Origin of the sequence: Pseudomonas sp. NMS19W, assembly GCF_051554255.1 — a bacterium.
In the GTDB taxonomy this organism is placed as follows: Bacteria; Pseudomonadota; Gammaproteobacteria; order Pseudomonadales; family Pseudomonadaceae; genus Aquipseudomonas; species Aquipseudomonas kribbensis.
This window is the reverse complement of sequence record NZ_CP136718.1, coordinates 634,908-652,160: the sequence shown is the minus strand read 5'-3', so window position 1 is coordinate 652,160 and position 17,253 is coordinate 634,908. Positions and strand designations below refer to the sequence as shown.

General features: G+C 62.5%; 12 protein-coding genes and 5 pseudogenes. 11 read left to right on the top strand and 6 right to left on the bottom strand.

Annotation, left to right across the window (positions count from 1 at the left end):
* Window positions 1-9: 9 nt before the first annotated feature.
* A pseudogene (locus tag R1A29_RS02820) lies at window positions 10-1,679 on the top strand (ShlB/FhaC/HecB family hemolysin secretion/activation protein).
* Window positions 1,680-1,760: 81 nt separating this feature from the next.
* On the opposite strand, the gene R1A29_RS02815 reads toward R1A29_RS02820, so the two are convergent.
* From R1A29_RS02815 to R1A29_RS02805, 3 genes are all read right to left on the bottom strand, one after another.
* The gene (locus tag R1A29_RS02815; protein WP_096819712.1) at window positions 1,761-2,168 is read right to left on the bottom strand and encodes a response regulator; all 408 of its coding nucleotides are present in this window, start codon (window positions 2,166-2,168) and stop codon (window positions 1,761-1,763) included.
* Between the two features lie 63 nt (window positions 2,169-2,231).
* Entirely contained in the window at window positions 2,232-2,444 is a 213-nt protein-coding gene (locus R1A29_RS02810) for a Flp family type IVb pilin (protein WP_085711258.1), read from the bottom strand.
* Window positions 2,445-2,561: 117 nt separating this feature from the next.
* On the bottom strand, window positions 2,562-2,771 hold the full coding sequence (locus R1A29_RS02805) for a Flp family type IVb pilin (RefSeq protein ID WP_085711257.1): 210 nt from the start codon (window positions 2,769-2,771) through the stop codon (window positions 2,562-2,564).
* A 331-nt stretch (window positions 2,772-3,102) separates the two neighbouring features.
* Here R1A29_RS02805 and cpaB point away from each other — a divergent pair.
* The 8 genes and pseudogenes from cpaB (at window position 3,103) to R1A29_RS02765 (ending at window position 10,553) form a co-directional block, all read left to right on the top strand.
* Window positions 3,103-4,043 (top strand): annotated as a pseudogene (gene cpaB, locus R1A29_RS02800) (Flp pilus assembly protein CpaB).
* A 20-nt stretch (window positions 4,044-4,063) separates the two neighbouring features.
* Window positions 4,064-5,287, top strand: a complete 1,224-nt coding sequence (locus tag R1A29_RS02795; protein WP_438300592.1) for a type II and III secretion system protein family protein — start codon at window positions 4,064-4,066, stop codon at window positions 5,285-5,287.
* A pseudogene (locus tag R1A29_RS02790) lies at window positions 5,284-6,473 on the top strand (AAA family ATPase). The gene R1A29_RS02795 and the pseudogene R1A29_RS02790 overlap by 4 nt, the downstream one beginning before the upstream one ends.
* Complete coding sequence (locus R1A29_RS02785) at window positions 6,470-7,738, top strand: CpaF family protein (protein ID WP_085711253.1); 1,269 nt, start codon at window positions 6,470-6,472, stop codon at window positions 7,736-7,738. The pseudogene R1A29_RS02790 and the gene R1A29_RS02785 overlap by 4 nt, the downstream one beginning before the upstream one ends.
* An 18-nt stretch (window positions 7,739-7,756) precedes the next feature.
* On the top strand, window positions 7,757-8,641 hold the full coding sequence (locus tag R1A29_RS02780; protein ID WP_438300591.1) for a type II secretion system F family protein: 885 nt from the start codon (window positions 7,757-7,759) through the stop codon (window positions 8,639-8,641).
* 1 nt (window position 8,642) lies between these two features.
* Window positions 8,643-9,527 carry a type II secretion system F family protein gene (locus tag R1A29_RS02775; RefSeq protein ID WP_438300590.1) on the top strand — a complete coding sequence of 295 codons (885 nt, stop codon included), beginning with the start codon at window positions 8,643-8,645 and terminating at the stop codon, window positions 9,525-9,527.
* A 15-nt stretch (window positions 9,528-9,542) separates the two neighbouring features.
* A complete protein-coding gene (locus R1A29_RS02770) occupies window positions 9,543-10,265 on the top strand; it encodes a tetratricopeptide repeat protein (RefSeq protein WP_085711250.1) in 723 nt (240 codons plus the stop codon).
* 16 nt (window positions 10,266-10,281) lie between these two features.
* Window positions 10,282-10,553: pseudogene (locus R1A29_RS02765) on the top strand (DUF3613 domain-containing protein).
* 37 nt (window positions 10,554-10,590) lie between these two features.
* On the opposite strand, the pseudogene R1A29_RS02760 reads toward R1A29_RS02765, so the two are convergent.
* A pseudogene (locus tag R1A29_RS02760) lies at window positions 10,591-11,369 on the bottom strand (response regulator).
* Window positions 11,370-11,494: 125 nt separating this feature from the next.
* On the bottom strand, window positions 11,495-11,965 hold the full coding sequence (locus R1A29_RS02755) for an A24 family peptidase (protein ID WP_438300589.1): 471 nt from the start codon (window positions 11,963-11,965) through the stop codon (window positions 11,495-11,497).
* Between the two features lie 75 nt (window positions 11,966-12,040).
* Here R1A29_RS02755 and R1A29_RS02750 point away from each other — a divergent pair, with 75 nt between their 5' ends.
* On the top strand, window positions 12,041-12,487 hold the full coding sequence (locus R1A29_RS02750; protein WP_432218473.1) for a TadE/TadG family type IV pilus assembly protein: 447 nt from the start codon (window positions 12,041-12,043) through the stop codon (window positions 12,485-12,487).
* Window positions 12,484-15,234, top strand: a complete 2,751-nt coding sequence (locus tag R1A29_RS02745; protein WP_438300588.1) for a PAS domain-containing sensor histidine kinase — start codon at window positions 12,484-12,486, stop codon at window positions 15,232-15,234. The genes R1A29_RS02750 and R1A29_RS02745 overlap by 4 nt, the downstream gene beginning before the upstream one ends.
* Here R1A29_RS02745 and R1A29_RS02740 read toward each other — a convergent pair.
* Window positions 15,231-17,228: a pilus assembly protein TadG-related protein gene (locus tag R1A29_RS02740; protein ID WP_438300587.1), complete on the bottom strand. Its 1,998-nt coding sequence runs from the start codon at window positions 17,226-17,228 to the stop codon at window positions 15,231-15,233. The genes R1A29_RS02745 and R1A29_RS02740 overlap by 4 nt on opposite strands.
* Between the last annotated feature and the right edge of the window lie 25 nt (window positions 17,229-17,253).

Below are 17,253 nucleotides of genomic sequence, written 5' to 3'. Positions count from 1 at the left end.
GAGTGTCCTATGCGCGTAATGGCATCCCTGCTGTTGCTCAGTCTCAGTTCCACAGCCCTCGCCGACACCCTTCCCAGCTTTCTGAACAGTAACGAAACCATCCGCAACCTGCCGGTGCCGAACCTGCCTGCCGACGCCTACCGGCCAAGCGCGGCGCCGCTGCAGGTCCCGGAGCCCGGTGCCGCAGCGGCCGAGCCGTTGATGATGGGCACGAAGATCAACCTGAAAACCGTGCAGATCGAAGGGGGACGCTCTACCCGCTCAACGAGCTGGCAGAGATCTACAAGCCTCTGATCGGCCATGAATCCAGCCTCGCCGACCTGATCGAAGCCACCCGCAATATCACCCGACGCTACCAGAACGACGGTTACCTGCTGTCCTACGCCTTCCTGCCGAAACAGAATTTCGATAACGGTGTGGCGCGCGTGGTGCTGGTGGAAGGCTATGTGCGGGATGTGCAAGTGCAGGGCGACGTGGGCCGGGTCAAGGGGCTGCTCGACAGGCTGGCGGCGAAAATCCAGGCTGAACGTCCTCTGACCCGCAAGACTTTCGAACGCTACACCACACTGATGACCCGCATTCCCGGCGTCACGATCCAGGCCCAGGTGCCACCCCCGGGGACCACCGATGGCGCGACCACGCTGGTCGCCCAGGCCAGCCGCAAACCTTTCACCAGTTCTCTGAGCACCACCGAAGACAACCGCAAGGGTACTCAGGCCCTGCTCGGTGTGAGCAGCAACTCACAGACGTCGATGGGCGAACAGCTGACGCTCAGCGGGCTGTTTCCACCGGGAAAGGATCACGAGCATTACTACCGTCTGGACTACAGCCAGTTCCTCGACGCCGAAGGTACACAGCTGAATCTGTCCGCCTCGCGCTACCGTGCCGACCCCGGCACCAACGTCGCGCTGGACAATGGCCTGGAGCTCAAACCCCACCGCGAGAACGACCGTTACTCGGTCGGCTTCAGCCTGCCGCTGATTGCCGCCTCGAACGAACTGCTGACCGCCGGAGCGCGCCTGTACGCGGTCAATGACAAGACCCGCTATAACGTCATCGGCTACCCCTTGAGTGTCGAAGAACGCACCGACATCCGCGCCCTCGCCTTCGAAAGCGACTGGCGCAAGGCCGACGCCCGCCAGTTGCGGATTCTCAGCGGCGGCATCTATCAAGGGCTGGACAGCATGGGGGCGCACACCAACAACAGCGCCATCGATCTCAACTTCCTGCGCCTGCGCCTTTCCGGGGTGCAGAGCGACAAGTTCTTCGATAACTGGCAAGGCGTGCTGTCCGGCGCGCTGTACTGGACCGACGACACCCTGCCCGACAGCGAGCGCGCGGTGTTTGGCGGGCAGAATTTCGGCCGTGGCTACCCGGACGATCAGGCGTCCGGCGACAAGGGCTGGGGCGTGGCTTACGAGGTCAACTACAGCTTCAACCGCGACGGCAACTGGGTGCGCATCCTGCAACCCTACGTTGTGCTCGACCGCTCCCGCAGCTGGTTCAACCAGTTGCCGGTGCAGGCCAACAGCCTGTCATCGGCAGCCGTGGGCCTCCGATTTGGCGATGCCAAGTACTACAACATCGCCCTGGAAGCGGCCAAACCCATGTCGGATGAAGCGCTGGATACCTACAACCGCCGACCGCGCTACAGCATCAGTTTCAGCTATCAGCTGTAGCCATCGGGCGTCGGATTGAAGTTCTTTCGCAGTGACCGTCAGCCTTGAGACCACTGACGGTCACTGCAGCGGTCTCAGGATTCAGGAAACATTGACCTTGGGCTTGGGAAACAGGTTGTCCAGGGTTTCCAGCAGCCGCACGTGATAGATCGGCTTGCGGAACAGATCCAGCACTTGCAGGCGCAGCATGTCGCTGACGTCCTCCATATCCGCATGTCCCGAGGTCACGATCACCGGCAGGTGCTGGCGCGAGGTATGTTCACGAAGACGTTTGATCAGCGACATGCCACTTTCCTCCGGCATGCGCAGGTCGGTGATCACCAGGGCGATGTCTGGATGGCGGGTCAGATGATGCAGAGCGAGCTTCACCGAGGTCGCGGTATGACAGACGAAGCCCTCGCCCTCCAGCAACTCCGCCAACTCCAGCAATGCGTCCTCTTCATCGTCAACCAGAAGCAACTGTTGGCGGGGCAGTGAAGAAGCAGTCATTGGTCAATCCCTGAGAAGCTGAAGGTGGAACCGAGTGTAGTGCGAGATTCGCCACCCATCGAGTCAGGGTAACTGCGTCGGCGCAGTCTGTGCCGTACCGCCCAGGGCCACGAGGATGTTGTTGAAGATCGCCAGCACCTTGGCACCTACCGGCGTCACGAACACCACAACCACAATGGCAACCATTGCCACCACAATTGCGTACTCGATGGCCGACGCGGCTTCGGTGCTTGCCAGGAACGACCGGGCACGCATCATCAGGTATTCGAAGAGCATGGACATTCTCCTTCATGCCCGGGATTTTCCGGGCACCGGAAAGCCAATGATCGGGGCAATGCCTGAACGCTCCTGCTCGGCAGCAGACAGGCATCGACAGAGGGAGAGTGCGTTCGGTCAAGGTATGCCGGGCTTGGTCGGGGCAGTGCCACCGAGCGAGGTCAGGATCGCGCTGAAAATATTGAAGACCTTGGTGCCCATCGGTGTCACGAACACCACGACCACCACCGCCACCATCGCTACCACGATCGCGTACTCGATAGCCGAAGCCCCTTCCTCACTCTTGAAAAACAAACGGGCCCTGGCCAGCAGATAATCGAGAATCATACGTCCACTCCTTTGCGCCCATGGCGCCGATGTCGCGACAGCGGCAAAGCTTCCACCGTGCTATCTGAGCATTGTCAACAAAGCCCCCGTCAACAACTGTAAGAACGGATTAATCACAAAGCGTTAATTGCTTCGTCGATCCCCGGATTTCGACTGCTAATTGGCCAACACCCATACTTTCGTAGGTTATTTACCGGACAGTAATGGCGTTTTGGCTTGTTTCAGCTAGCGTGGAAATAGCGAAATAGTTGGATGTTCATAGCTGCCTGATTGCGATGTTCCCTTGGTTGGAAGTGCGGGCTGGTAGTGCAGCAGGAAAGGGAGAGCCGTCATGAACAGTCGTGTCACCATGGGTCTTGCCGCCGTGCTTCTGCTGGGGGCTATCGTCGTCGGCTACTGGGGCCTGGTGCTCAGCCGGCAACCGGCGCCGGTTGCCGAGGCGCCCGCGCCGGCAGTGGTCACCGTGGAAAAGACCGTCGCCGCCGCCGAAGACCAGACCCGCCAGCCTGTGGTGGTGCTGGTGCATGACGTCCCGCCATTCACCCCCTCACCGCCGCCGACCTGGCCATCGAAAAACTGCGCAGCGCCCCCGCCGGCAGCCTGAGTGCAATCGATCAGGCCGTGGGCCGCACACCGTGGCGTCACCTGAGTGCCGGCACCTGGCTCAACGCTGAAAGCTTCGAGGCCGGCGGCGCGCTGGCGCGCATGATCCACAGCGACGAGCGCGCGCTGGCGGTGTCGGTCGATGAAGTCATCGGTGCCGCCGGGCAACTGATTCCCGGCGATTACGTCGATGTGTTGCTGTACCTGCGCCAGGACGCCAGCAACCCGCAACAGTCGGCGCAGATCGTGGTGCCGGCGATGCGCGTACTCGGCGTCGGCGAACAGTACGGCCTGACCAACGACGGTCAGCCGGCCACACCCACGCTGAGCGCCGACGACAAGCTCAAACAGGATCAGCGCCGACTCACCGCGCGCACCGTGGTGCTGGCGGTGCCGGAACAACTGCTGAGCCGGATGATGCTCGCCACCCAGGTCGGGACGTTGCGCCTGGCGGTGCGCAGCAGCGAAGAACAACGTCTGGCCAAGTACTGGGCCGGTGAAAACCAGGCACCGGACAAACTGGTGGCCGCCAACAGCCAACTCTTCCAGTTCACCCAACTTGCGCTGGGTGCTGCGCCGAAAATTCCGTCCAGTGGCGAGCACAGCGGCGCAGTGCGGCCGGCGGTGGAAGTGATTCGCGGCAATCAGATCACCCAACAGAATCCATGACAGAGCAAGGATCCAAGTGCATGCAGAGTCGTTTCTGGCCGACCTTCAATCCCCTGCTCCGGGCCTTGCTGTTGACGGGACTGTCGATCAATGCCGCGCAGGCTGCCACCGGCAACTGTTCGGCCCTGAGCCGACTGCCGCCGGTAATCGAAGTCAATGAAGGCTGGCAAAAGGATCTGCAATCGCCGGTGGCAATCACGCGCCTGGCCATCGGCGATCCGAAAATCGCCGACGTGCACGCCACCGGCAACTCGTCGTTCCTGCTCACGGGTGTAGCCCCCGGCGCCACCAGCCTGATGGTCTGGACCGGCTGCTCCAGCGAGCCGCGCCAGAGCATGGTATTTGTCCAGGGCGCTGCCACGAACGCCCTCACCGGCGCCGGTCCGTTGCCTTCAGATGACGCGCAGCTGCCTTCGCAGGTACAGACCGACATTCGTTTCGTTGAAGTCAGCCGCACCAAACTCAAGCAGGCCTCGGCCAAGCTGATCGGCACCCGCGGCAACTTCCTGTTCGGCTCCCCCGGGACACTGCCGCCCATCGATGGCGTGCCGCAGCCGCGACTGCCGGTGGACAACTCGCTGTTCAACTTCTCGTGGATCGGCGGCAATACCATGGCGATCATCAACGCCCTTGAAGGCAGCGGCTTCGCCTACACCCTCGCGCGGCCAAGCCTGGTGGCGCTGAACGGGCAGAGCGCGAGCTTCCTGGCCGGCGGCCAGATCCCGATCCCGGTCCCCAGCGCCGGCAGCGACAGCGTATCCATCGAATACAAGGAGTTCGGCATCCGCCTGACCCTGACGCCCACGATCATCAGCCACGACCGCATCGCCCTGAAAGTCGCACCGGAAGTCAGCGAACTGGACTTCAGTAACTCCGTGCAAATCGCCGGCACCACGGTACCGGCCCTGACCATCCGCCGCACCGACACCAGCATTTCCCTGGCCGATGGCGAGAGCTTTGTCATCAGCGGTTTGATCAGCACCACCAACAGTTCCCAGGTCGACAAGTTTCCGGGGCTCGGCGATATCCCGGTGCTCGGGGCGTTTTTCAAAAGCTCGCAGATCAAGCGAGAAGAGCGCGAGCTGCTGATGATCGTCACCCCGCATCTGGTGCGTCCACTGTCGGCGGAGGCGCAACTGCCGTCGCTGCCGGGAGAAAAACTGCGCAACTACGACCCGAACTTCTATCGCATGTTTTTCATGGAAAACGGCAACTTCGACAAGCGCAGCGGGTTGTCCCAATGAGCCAGAGCCTGAGCCAGACCTTTCTCGCCATCACCCGCAACAGCACCGATCTGGAATGGCTGCAAAGTGCGCTCGCGCCGCTGGGGCAAGTGGTCAGCGCCGGTACGGGCAGCCTCGATGAATTGCTCGCGCTGGTGGATGTCACCTTCGCCAGCCTGGTGTTCGTCGGCCTCGACCGTGAACATGTGGTGGCGCAAAGCGCTCTGATCGAGGGCGCGCTGGAGGCCAAGCCGATGCTGGCGATCGTCGCCCTCGGCGACGGCATGGACAATCAGTTGGTGCTCAACGCCATGCGCGCCGGCGCACGGGATTTTGTCGCCTACGGTTCGCGCTCCAGCGAAGTGGCCGGGCTGGTACGCCGCCTGAGCAAACGCATGCCGCCGGTGACCCACAACACGCAACTGGGTGGCCTGACGGTTCTGTACGGTGTGCAGAGCAGTTCCGACGGCGCGCTGTTGTCCAACCATATGGCGCTGGTGGTGCAAAAGAGCGGGCAACAGACGCTGCTGCTGGACCTCGGCCTGCCCCGTGGCGACAGTCTGGCGCTGCTGGGGCTGGAGAGCTCGTTCCACTTCGGCGATGCCTTGCGCCACTTGCGCAGGCTCGACGCAACGCTGATCGACAGCGCCTTCACCAGCGCCGAATCCGGGCTGCGGATTCTCGCGTACGCCGACAATGACGAGCCGCTGGAAAGCACCAGCGCTGCCGAGCTGTACATGTTGCTCAGTGCCTTGCGCCAGCACTTCCAGCACATTGTCGTGAACCTCACCGGCCAGCCTGACAGCGAAGCCTTGCGCACCTTTGTCAGCCATTGCGACAAGCTGATCTGGTACACCGACCAGAATGTGCTCAATTGCCGGCGCAACCTGGCAATGTTCAACCTGTGGCGGGAAAAAGGCATGAAGCTCGATCACGGACGGCTGTTGGTCGACCGCTATCTGAGCAACGTCGCACCGGATGCGGACACCCTCGGCAAGACCTTCAATCTGGAGGTGATCGCCGTGCTGGCCCTGAGCCCGGAACTGCGCCTGAATGCCAAGAATCAGGGCGTCAGCCTGTTTGAACTGGCCCCCGGGAAAAACTCACCCAGAGCCTGCGCGCACTTGGCGAGCGTCTGGCCAAGCGTTCCGAGGGCCTGGCCAAACCCAAGGTCACCTGGTTCGACCGGTTGCGGGGCAGCTCATGAGTCCGGAAAAACTCTTCGGTGCCCCGGCTCGCGGTCAGTCGGGCAACACCGACCACGAAGGCCTGAAACTGGTCCTGCATCGCTACATCATCGATGCCATCGAGGAGTCCGGGAAAAACCTGCTCGAAGGTTCGCGGCAGTTGCTGGCGCAGTTCGTCACCGACAAGGTCGCCGAATACATCGCCCGTCTGCACCTGGCGATTTCACGTTACGAGATGGAGCGGCTGGCGGAAGAAATCGTCGATGAACTGACCGGTTTCGGCCCGCTGGAAGTGTTGCTGCGCGACAGCGCCGTGACCGAAATCCTGGTCAACGGGCCGCACCGGGTATTCATCGAACGCGACGGCGTGCTGCACCAGAGCGACTTGCGCTTCATCGATGCGCACCACGTCGAACGGGTCATGCAGCGCATTCTCGCGCCGCTCGGGCGACGGCTCGACGAGTCGTCGCCGATGGTCGATGCGCGCCTGCCCGACGGCAGCCGGGTCAACGCGATCATCCCGCCGATCGCCCTCGACGGGCCGTGTCTGTCGATTCGAAAATTCCGCAAGGACATGCTCAAGAGCAGCGACCTGATCGCCATGCAGACCATCGACCTGGCGATCTTCGATTGCTTCCAGGAGGCCGTGGGCAAACGCTGCAACATCCTGATCAGCGGCGGCACCGGCACCGGCAAGACTACGTTGCTGAACATTCTCAGTCAGTTGATCAACCCCCATGAACGGCTGGTGACCATCGAAGACGTCGCCGAACTGCAGCTCGGCCACCCGCACGTGGTGCGCCTGGAAACCCGGCCGCCGAACGCCGAGGGACATGGCGAGGTCAAGGCCAGCGACCTGATCCGCAACGCCCTGCGGATGCGCCCGGACCGGATCATCCTCGGCGAGATCCGTGGCGTCGAAGTGCTCGACGTGCTCACGGCGATGAACACCGGTCACGACGGTTCGATGAGCACGGTCCACGCCAACAATGCCCAGGATGCGTTGCTGCGTCTGGAAACCCTGGTCGGCCTGACCGGTCGCACGGTGGCCGAGCGCACGTTGCGGCAAATGATCTGTGCCGCACTCGACATGATCATCCAGTTGACCCGCATGCCCGACGGCCGCCGCTGCGTGAGCGAGGTGGTGGAAGTGGTCGGCGTGCGCGAAGACATCTACGTCACCAACACGTTGTTCCGCCTCGATCGACGCACCGGGTTCGGCTTCCTGCGCGAAGCGGTCAATCCAGCCGGCGACAAGTTGCGGCACGAGTCGAGCCTGGGCTGAGCACATGGAGCTTTCGTCATGATGGGGCCGGTGATTCTCATCGTCATTTGCCTGATGCTGCTGGGGCTGTCGATTCGCCTGTTCCTGCATGGCGTGCGCAAGACCGCCAACGAACGGGTGCTCACCCGACTGGCCGCCGGGCAACCGCAGACAGCGCCCGGCAAAACTACTTGGACGGGCCTCGAACGCATGTTCCTGCGGGCTGGCCTGGGCCGCCCCGGCGAGCGTCTGGGGTTGTGGCTGGCGTTATGGGCCATCGCGATGATGCTGGGTTACCTGACCGCCGAGTGGATCGGCCTGCTGATCATGATGCTGGCGCCGCCCCTGGTGTTGCGCCTGTACATCGCGTGGCTGTATCGCCGTCGGCTCAACCGCATGATCGAGCAACTGCCGCAGTTGCTGGACCACACCGTGCGCAGCCTCAAATCCGGGCGCACCCTGAACGACGCGGTGCTGGGCGGCATCGACTCCAGCGAGGATCCGCTGAAGATCGCAATGGGCCGGGTGCAGCGCAACGTGCAACTGGGGGTGAACCTGCCGGATGCGGTGAGCGACTTCGCCGAGCTCTACGAACAGGACGAACTGCGCATGTTCGCCCTGGGCCTGAAGGTCAACTATCGCTACGGCGGCAACGCCAGCGAGTTGCTGGAAAACCTGATCAAGCTGATCCGCGAACGCGATCAGGGCGCCCGCCAGTTGCGTGCCCTGACCGGCGAAACCCGCCTGACCGCGTGGGTGCTGGGATCGCTGCCGGTGATCATCGTCAGCTACTTCATGCTGACCAATCCCGGTTACATGCTCGGCATGTGGAAAGACCCCGGCGGCCAGACCATGCTGATCATCGCGGTGGTGTTGCAGGTCATCGGCAGCCTGGCGCTGTGGCGCATGTTGAGGAGTGTCTGAGATGGTGATCCTGGCCAGTCTCATGCTGCTGCTCGGGGCGCTGTTGCTGGTCGGCAACCATTTGCTGACCGAACGTCGCCGGGTACGTCAGGTCAACCAGCGCCTGCAGGGCCATCTGGTGCGCGAGAGCCGTTTGCGCACCTTGTTGCGAGCGCTGGGCAACAGCCGGTTCGGCCAGCGTTCGGTGAGCATGGACAGCGAAACCCAGACCCTGCTCAACCGTCTCGGCTGGCGCCGGGCCAGCGAGCGCTCGCTGTTCGCCGCGTGCCAGATCGGCACGCCGTTACTGGCACTGGGCATCGGTTTGTTTCTGCAGGAAGTGTTCTTTCCCCAGGCGTCCAAGGGCTGGCTGGTGCCGATGTTCGCCACCGGTTTGGGCTACCTGCTGCCCAAGCGCCTGCTGGCGTATGCCGCCGCCCGGCGGCAGAAAATCATTTCGGTGGAGGTTTCGACGTTCATTCCTCTGCTGCGCATCCTGTTCGAGTCCGGCATGGCGGTCGAACAGGCATTGCGCGTGCTGAGCATCGAGGGCCAGAAACTGCTGCCGGAACTGACCAGCGAATTGCGCCTGATCCTCGCCCGCGTCGATTCGGGGCTGGAGCTGGGCCAGGAACTGAACAAGGCGGCGGTGATGCTGGCGGTGGATGAATTCACCGACACCTGCGTGATCCTGCAACAACTGATTCAACAGGGCGGCGGCGCGATGAAATCGCTGCTGGCGCTCAAGCAACTGCTGGATGACCGACGCCTGACGCGCTTGCAGGAATACATCTCGAAGATGTCGGCGAAGATGTCGGTGGTCATGATGCTGTTCCTGTTTCCGGCCTTGCTGATCGTACTGGCAGGCCCCGGATTTACCGCAATCACCCGGGCGTTTGCGTCCTGACATGGAGAGCGTTTGATGAAAGCACTGATGGTGGTGGCAAGCCTGTTGCTGCTGGGCGGTTGCGCAACCGATGGTCAGGCGCCATGGACCGCCATGCTGGCGCCGACCAATTGCAGCAAGCTGAGCGCCGAGCAGGAGCTGTCGCTGAATCTGGTGGATGATCTGGCCAACGACGGCAAGCTGCACGCCAGCCTGGCCAACCTGCAGGGCCTGCCCGATAACCTCGTGGAGGTGCGTCTGCGCAAGGCCAAGGTCTATCGTCTGCTGGGGCGCAGCGAAGCCGAACCGCTGTATCGCGGCCTGCTCGGCACTTGCCTGAGTGCCGACGCCGAACACGGTCTGGGTCAGCTGTATGCCGCCCGTGGCGATAATGGCCAGGCCCAGGCGCACCTGCAACGGGCCGTTCGACTGGCACCGACCAATGAAAACATCCACAACGATCTGGGCGTGGTGTACCTCAATCAACTGCGGCTCGAAGACGCGCGCTTCGAGTTCCTCACGGCCATCGAGCTCAAGCAGAACAATCAATTGGCGACGCTGAACCTGATCACCCTGCTGATCTACCAGAACAACTGGCAGCAGGCCGCCGAAATCGTCAGTCGCGCGCATCTGACCCCGGAACAGTTCACCGACGCTCAGGAGCGGGCGGAAAAGCTCAAGTCCCCGATCAAGGCAAAACCTGCCACCGGCAATCAGGTCGCGGTAGTGGCCGACCCGCAACCGGCGACGATCAAGTGACCTTCAAGGAGGCGCCATGAACCGCTTCAAGAAATTGTGCTGTCTGGGTCTGTTGAGCCTGCCCTTGAGTGCGCAGGCCATCGACGCCGGCCCCGCCTCGGCTCAACAGCAGGAAACCGAGGGCTGGTTGTTGCTGCAAAGCCGCAACAAGGCCGCCTCCCCGATCCGCAGGCGGCCACGGCCACCGAACGTGAACTGGCCATGCAGCGCTGGTTGAAGAAGTACAAATATGACATCCCCGACTTCTATGACCCCGACGCCGGGGGCAAGATCGAGAGGAAGAACTGACGTCCCTGGCCGCACGATGGCGGCCAGGCACAACGGACTAGTGCGCGGTCACCCGCTGCCGCAACGCCGCCGCACTCGGCGACAAGGCCAGCGCCAGTTGGGTGCGGTTGTGCATGTGGGTCAGGCGCAGCACCTGCGAGACGTAAAGCTTGACGGTGTTTTCGGTGATGCCCAGCTCGCAGGCGATCTGGTAGTTGGTCTGGCCCTTGCCCACCAGGCGCGCCACGTCCAGTTGCCGCGGTGACAACTGATTGAAGATGGCCGGGATCTCCAGCGCGTCGGTGTCACCCGATGCCTGCTCACTGACGGGAGCCGGCCCGCGGCGCACCTTGTCCAGATCCTGGTACAGATCGTCGATGGACGACGACAGGTCCTGAAGCTTCTGATTCAGGTGCCCCAATTGCAGGGGGTTTTCTGCCGCTCCTGCAGCACCGCCTCCTGACGCTGCAGGCCTTCGAGCAGTTCGTCCAGGTTGACCGGTTTCTGGTAGTAGTCGGCAATCCCGGCGCGCAACGCCTTGATCACATCCTGCTTGTCGGCGCGGCCGGTGAGCATGATCGCTTCGAACACCCGCGCCTTGCCGGCCTGTCGCTGCAGTTCCTGCACCAACTGAATGCCGTCGAGGTCCGGCATGTGCAGATCGCACAGCACCAGACCGATCGCCGGATCTTCGGCAAAACGCTCGACGGCCTCTTTGCCGGACCCGCAGGGGACACAGCGATAGCCGTTGCTCTCGAGGAACTCACAGAGTTCCTCGACGATCAGCGCCTGATCATCGACAACGAGGACTTTTACCGCAGATGTAAGCTTGTTCACGTGCCACTCCATGCCCGGGCCAAAACTGACCATTCCTGTACTGTCAGCCGTTGGCCGTATAACCAGTACCTTTGAAAGTAGACGCACTTTCCGACTATGTACATAAGACTAGTGGCGTTTGGCGACTAATGGATCCAAGGTAGTACAAGCAGGAAACCGATCAGCACGAACGGCGCAAATGGCAGCTTTTTTGACATGGATGGCCCCATATATCGAAGACGATACCTAAGCCCTTGACTCATATGCAGCCAGACTCTTGGCGCCAGCAGGATCCAGACGACGCTTGCGACGCCGGCGCCGATAAAAATCCCGAGCAACGACAGACCGTCCGTCGCAAGGCCGAGGGCTGTCATTAATTTCACATCGCCGGCGCCCATGCGCCCCATGAAATACCCCGGCAGGGTGAACGCCAGTGCCACCAGACAGGCCCAGCCGCCCTGCTCCGCTGCAGCCCCCGTCCAGGTCGTTCCGAAATACAGCAGATAAACCAGTGCCAGGGCGCCAACGCCCAACGTCATGGCGTTGGCGATCCTTCGTTGCCGGGCATCCTGGGCCGCACACAAGGTCAACCAGATCAGAAGAACAAGGCTTTGCATCCGGTAAAAACCGTCCGTTTTGGCTGAATGATTCTATGCTGATACTACGCAGTGACTGTCAGGGTAGACGCACGGATGAAAACCGGCTCTCGGAAGGCGCAAAAAGGCGCGGTGGCGATCGAATTCGCCCTGGTGTTCGTGATCTTTTTCGCGGTGTTTTACGGCCTGGTCAGCTATGCCCTGCCGTTCGTACTGATGCAGACGTTCAATCAGGCCACCGCTGAAGCGGTCCGTCGCAGTGTGGCCGTCGACCCCACGACGCCCAACTACTCGACAGTTGTCGTCAACACCGCCAACGCCGCCCTGACCCAGCAGTTTTCAGGCCTGCCCAGTGCCCTGAACGTGGTGGTCGGCGTGGACACTTCAGCGATCTATGACTCGACGCAAGGTACGCTCACGGTCAGCGTCAATTACCCCGTCAGCAAACTCAATCAGGTCATTCCGTTTCTGGTGTTGCCGGGCGTCGGCGCCGTCCCCAGCCTGCCCACCAACCTGACCGCCAGCTCGAGCCTGAAATTTTGACGGCCGGGGACAATCTGTTCGGTCGCCTGCTCAAGCGCGCGCCGCTGGCCGGCGACCTGCCGGACGTGCTCGGCTCGCCCGCGACGGGCCTGCACCTGTACCTCGATGGCGAAGGCGTCGTATTGCAGATGGCCGGCCCCTTGCGCCTGTTGCTGGCACAGCAGATGCCCCATGACAAACCGTTGCCGCTGCACGATTTACTGCTACCCCACAGCACCCTGGCGATCGAAGGCCGGCCTCAGGAATGGCAAGGGCTGCTGCTGGACCTGGATTTCCCCGGCCTGGGCGAACAGACCCTGCACCTGCGCGGCTGGGCCCAGCCTCTGGGCAACGGCTGGCTGCTGCAACTGATCGACATTGCCGACCTCTTGTCCGAACGCCAGCAAGCGCATCAACGCGAGGCGTGCCAAGGGATTGCCGGGCAGATCAGCAAGCAGTTGCGCAGTTGCAGCCTCGGACGACTGCCGGTGGTCGTCAGCGAACAGCTGCAGATCATCGCCCAGCGCTGGCAGATCCCCTGTGTGGCGCTCGCCTTGCTCAATGAGCAGGAACAGGTGTGGCAGGTTCACTGCCAGTTCCACGCCCACGACGCACCCGCGCTGTGGCACGACGGCCAGCGCCTCGGTACGCCGCTGGATAGTCTCAATGGCACCGGCCCGCAACGCCTCGGCGCGCATTACGGCCAATATGAACATTCACGGGTGCAGGGGCTGTTCGGCAATGCCGAGGGTTTCGCCGTGCCCTACAGCGATGATCGAGGCGTGATGGCGTGGCTGCTCTGCGGCTTTTACGCAGTCGACAAGACCGCGCCGTATCTGACCGACCGTGACTGGCTGATGCTGGCCGGCGCACTGGCGGGGCCGTTGCTCGGGCGTTTGCGTGAGCAGCAGCATCAGCTGCAACTGGAGCGCCTCGAGTCGTTGCAGACATTGCTGGGCACCGGCTGGTGGGAAATCGGCAGCAGTGGCGAACACATTCAGCTGGCCCCGACGCTGACCGTCACCCTGCAACAGGACAGCTCGACGCTGGCCCTGGAACATTGGCTGAACCTGATCCACCCCGCTGACCGCGAAGAAGTGCGCAGCCGACTGCAAGCCCTGCAGATGCACGGCGAAATCCTCGACCTGTGCGTGCGCCTGCACCGACCTGACGCCAGTCAAACGCCAGCGTGGTATCGCCTTCAGGGGCAGGTCAGCGGCACCGGCGATCACCGTCGGCTGGCGGGCTTCATGCTGGACATCAGCGACATCAAGAACCAGCAGCAACTGGCCGCTGCGGCCCATGCGCGACTGGACAACCTGATCGCCAGTTCACCCGCAGTTATCTATGTCCAGCACTACGTCGAAGGGGCCTTGCTGCCGGCGTTTTTCAGCGCCAGTCTGCAGCCGTTGCTGGGCTGGAGCCTGGAAGACTGCGATGCCGGTTCGTTGGTGGAGCGGATACACCCGGATGATCGGGCGCTGTATTTCGAGCGGACCCGGCAGCTGTTGCGCGAAGGTTCGGTACGCGCCCGCTATCGCCTGCGCGACAGTCGCGGCGATTACCACTGGCTGCTCGACGAGGCCCGCCTGCTGCGCAACGACCTCGGGCTGCCGGTGGAGGCCGTCGGCCTGTGGCTGGACGTCACCGAGGCGACACTGGCTGCCGAACAGGTCAGACAGAGTGAAGAACGCTACCGGATTCTGGTGGAGGACTCGCCGGCGATGATCTGCCGTTATCGCCCGGACCTGATCCTGACCTTCGGCAACCGCCCGCTGGCGAACTATCTGGAATGCGCGCCCGAAGAACTACCCGGGGTCAATCTGGGCAGCTGGATGTCGGACGTACAACGCGCAGACTTCGTCGAGCGTCTGGCGTTGTTGACCCCGGAGTCCCCCGTCAGCACCGCCGAAATCAACCTGCAATTGCCGGGGCGCGAGCATGCGTGGTGGGTGTGGTCGGATCGTGGCGTATTCGACGAGCACGGGAAACTGATCGAAGTGCAAGCCGTCGGCCGCGACAACACCGAAGTGCGCCGCTCCCAGCAGCAACTCACCCAGAGCGCGAAAATGGCCACTCTCGGCGAAATGGCCACAGGCCTCGCCCATGAAATCAACCAGCCGCTGAACGTCATGCGCATGGCCATCGTCAACGTGCAGAAGCGTCTGAGCAACGGCGATGTGCAGATCGACTACCTGACCGACAAACTCAACCGCATCGACGCCCAGGTCCAGCGTGCCGCGAAAGTGGTGGATCACATGCGGGTGTTCGGCCGCCGTTCGGAGATCGAACAGCAACTGTTCAACCCGGCCAGCGCCATCGAAGGCACGCTGTCGCTGCTGGCCGAAGGCATGCGCGGCAAAGGCGTGGATTTGCGCATCAGTGAAACCCCGTTCGAGGTTCAGGTGCGCGGTTACGTCGATCAACTGGAACAGGTGCTGATCAACCTGATGGTCAACGCCCGGGATGCGTTGCTGGGCAAGCGCGAGTCCGAGTCAGGCTTCAAACCGTGGATTTCGATTTACGCCGAACGGGATGAAGAAAAGGTGCGCCTGTGGGTCGAGGACAACGGCGGCGGTATCGATCCGCGTCTGCTGGAGCGGATTTTCGAACCGTTCTTCACCACCAAACCGGTGGGCGTCGGAACCGGCCTGGGGTTGTCGGTGAGTTACGGAATCATCGAGAACATGGGCGGCCATCTGAGCGTGCGCAACTCGGCGGACGGCGCGCGGTTCTGCATCGAACTGCCGATCGCACCCGATGACTAGATGACGAGATACGCCTTGCCGGTCTGGCCACAGGTCATGTTGGCGCCGACGTCCACGTCCATCAGATTGATGCCCAGCCCGTTGAGCAAGTTGTTCAGCAGCGGGTCGAGCAATGGGCTGACCAGATTGGTGATCAGCGGTTGCAGGATTGTCGTCACACCGCTGATCAGGCTGGCAACGCCGGTGATGATCGCCCCCAGCGGATTGCTGCCCTGGGGTTTGTAGACGATCAGGTTGATTCCCGCCAGCGTGCTCGCCAGGCTGTTGACGATATTGCTGGTGGGCGCAGCGGAAATCACGCTCGGCGGCAGTTTCAGGTTGGGTGGCGTGGCGAACGGCGTGCCACTGGAAAACACCAGATCCTGAGTGTTCTGCGCCACGCTGGTGTTGACCATGATCGCGATACCGCCGGCGCCGTATTGCACGTGGGTGCTTTCGTCACAACTGCCGATCCCCAGAATCTTGTGGCAGGTCACGGTGCCCAGATCCACCAGCGGCAGCGGGCTGACCGTCGGTTCGGCAGATGAAGAAAAGGCGTTGGTCGGATCAATCTTGCCCACCTTGAGATCGGCAACGGAGGTGATGGTGTGGGCCGTCAGGCTCTTGGTCCCGCTGCTTCCGGTCGGGCAGCTGTAATCGGTGACGTAACTGATGGCGCCGCCGGCATCGAGGCTGATGTCGATTTCCGGCGAGGGCAGCAGTAACGGGTCCAATTGCTGGCAACCGGCGCCGAGCAGGCAACCCACCGAATTCAGGGTGGCGACCAGATTCAGACTGAGCAACGCATTGAGCGTCGGGGTCAGGGTTCCGACCAGTCCCAGCACGGCGTTGGTCAGCCCGGTCACTCCGGACAATACCGGCAGATTCACCGAAAGCATCGTGCGGATCTGCGCGGTACGCACGTAAATCCGGTTCGGCCCGGTGGGGTTGGCCTTGGCCAGCGCCGGATCACCGATGGCGGAAAACTGCGGCGGCTCGATGACCTTGACCCGCACCGTGACATTCGCCAGCCCCAACACGCTGATCGGCAGGGTGGCAGCCACCGCGCTGTTGCTGTTGGCCAGCTGGATCACGCCCTGGATCAGTTGCAGCAGTTGCAGATTGGCGTCGAGCCCGGCCGCTGTGGTGCCGGTCTGCAGCTGCAGGATATCGCCAAGTTTAAGCGGCGCGGCATTGATCGCCGCCACTTGCAGTTGCCCCAGCGCGGTAATCACGTCGGCGGTTGCGCCATTGAGCTGGACCACCGTAATCGCGGCCTGGATCAATTGCGTCACGGTGGTCTGGGTATTGAGCAACTGGGTGTAATTGCCGGCGGCGACATTGAGGTTGATCGCCAGTTGATTCAGGTAACTGAGCAGGTTGATGTCGGTGTTAAGCAGGCCGTTCCAGCCCACCGCCGTCAGATTCACACTGCCGCCCAGCAGTCCGGAGACCAGTGGATTGAGAATGCTCGACTGAGCGGTGCTGATGTTGGCCAGGTTGCTGCGGATGTTCAGCTGGGCCACGGTCGGCTGGGGTTGAGCGGCCACCGCCGAGGCATAGAGCACGGTGTTCAGGCTCAAGGGGGTGCCGCTGAAGAGTGACTGAACACCACCGGCGAAACTGGTGGTCACGGTGTGGTTGGCCGCGACCTTGACCGCCACCGCCTGGGTGGCGTCCACGCTGAACGTGCGTAAACCGCTGGAGGCTGTCACCAGGGTGCCGCAGTCGACCACCAGCACGTTATTCGCGTCCGTGACAAAACCGTTGCGTGTCGCACTTTGCCCCGCATAACTGGCCGCTGTAAGCCCTGGCAGGCAATTGCCGCCACGACTGACCGCCTCCAGCGCCGCGTTATCCACCAGCCGCTGCAACTTGCGTTGTTCCATGTACAGACGGCCGGTGTCCACCACCAGCAACATCAGGATCAGCGCGAGGCTGAGGGTCGCGGCCGCCATCAAGCCGATGGCCCCGCGCTGTCGGGCGGGGCCGCGACACTGCGAAAGACGCGACATGGCGCACTCCTTTGCCGGCGCACGG

Bases quoted from the DNA above. Each gene is read 5' to 3' on its own strand.
- R1A29_RS02770 (WP_085711250.1), top strand. From the start codon at position 9,543: ATGAAAGCACTGATGGTGGTGGCAAGCCTGTTGCTGCTGGGCGGTTGC.
- R1A29_RS02755 (WP_438300589.1), bottom strand. From the start codon at position 11,965: ATGCAAAGCCTTGTTCTTCTGATCTGGTTGACCTTGTGTGCGGCCCAG.
- R1A29_RS02805 (WP_085711257.1), bottom strand. From the start codon at position 2,771: ATGATTCTCGATTATCTGCTGGCCAGGGCCCGTTTGTTTTTCAAGAGT.
- R1A29_RS02785 (WP_085711253.1), top strand. From the start codon at position 6,470: ATGAGTCCGGAAAAACTCTTCGGTGCCCCGGCTCGCGGTCAGTCGGGC.
- R1A29_RS02775 (WP_438300590.1), top strand. From the start codon at position 8,643: ATGGTGATCCTGGCCAGTCTCATGCTGCTGCTCGGGGCGCTGTTGCTG.
- R1A29_RS02780 (WP_438300591.1), top strand. From the start codon at position 7,757: ATGATGGGGCCGGTGATTCTCATCGTCATTTGCCTGATGCTGCTGGGG.
- R1A29_RS02815 (WP_096819712.1), bottom strand. From the start codon at position 2,168: ATGACTGCTTCTTCACTGCCCCGCCAACAGTTGCTTCTGGTTGACGAT.
- R1A29_RS02795 (WP_438300592.1), top strand. From the start codon at position 4,064: ATGCAGAGTCGTTTCTGGCCGACCTTCAATCCCCTGCTCCGGGCCTTG.
- R1A29_RS02740 (WP_438300587.1), bottom strand. From the start codon at position 17,228: ATGTCGCGTCTTTCGCAGTGTCGCGGCCCCGCCCGACAGCGCGGGGCC.
- R1A29_RS02810 (WP_085711258.1), bottom strand. From the start codon at position 2,444: ATGCTCTTCGAATACCTGATGATGCGTGCCCGGTCGTTCCTGGCAAGC.
- R1A29_RS02750 (WP_432218473.1), top strand. From the start codon at position 12,041: ATGAAAACCGGCTCTCGGAAGGCGCAAAAAGGCGCGGTGGCGATCGAA.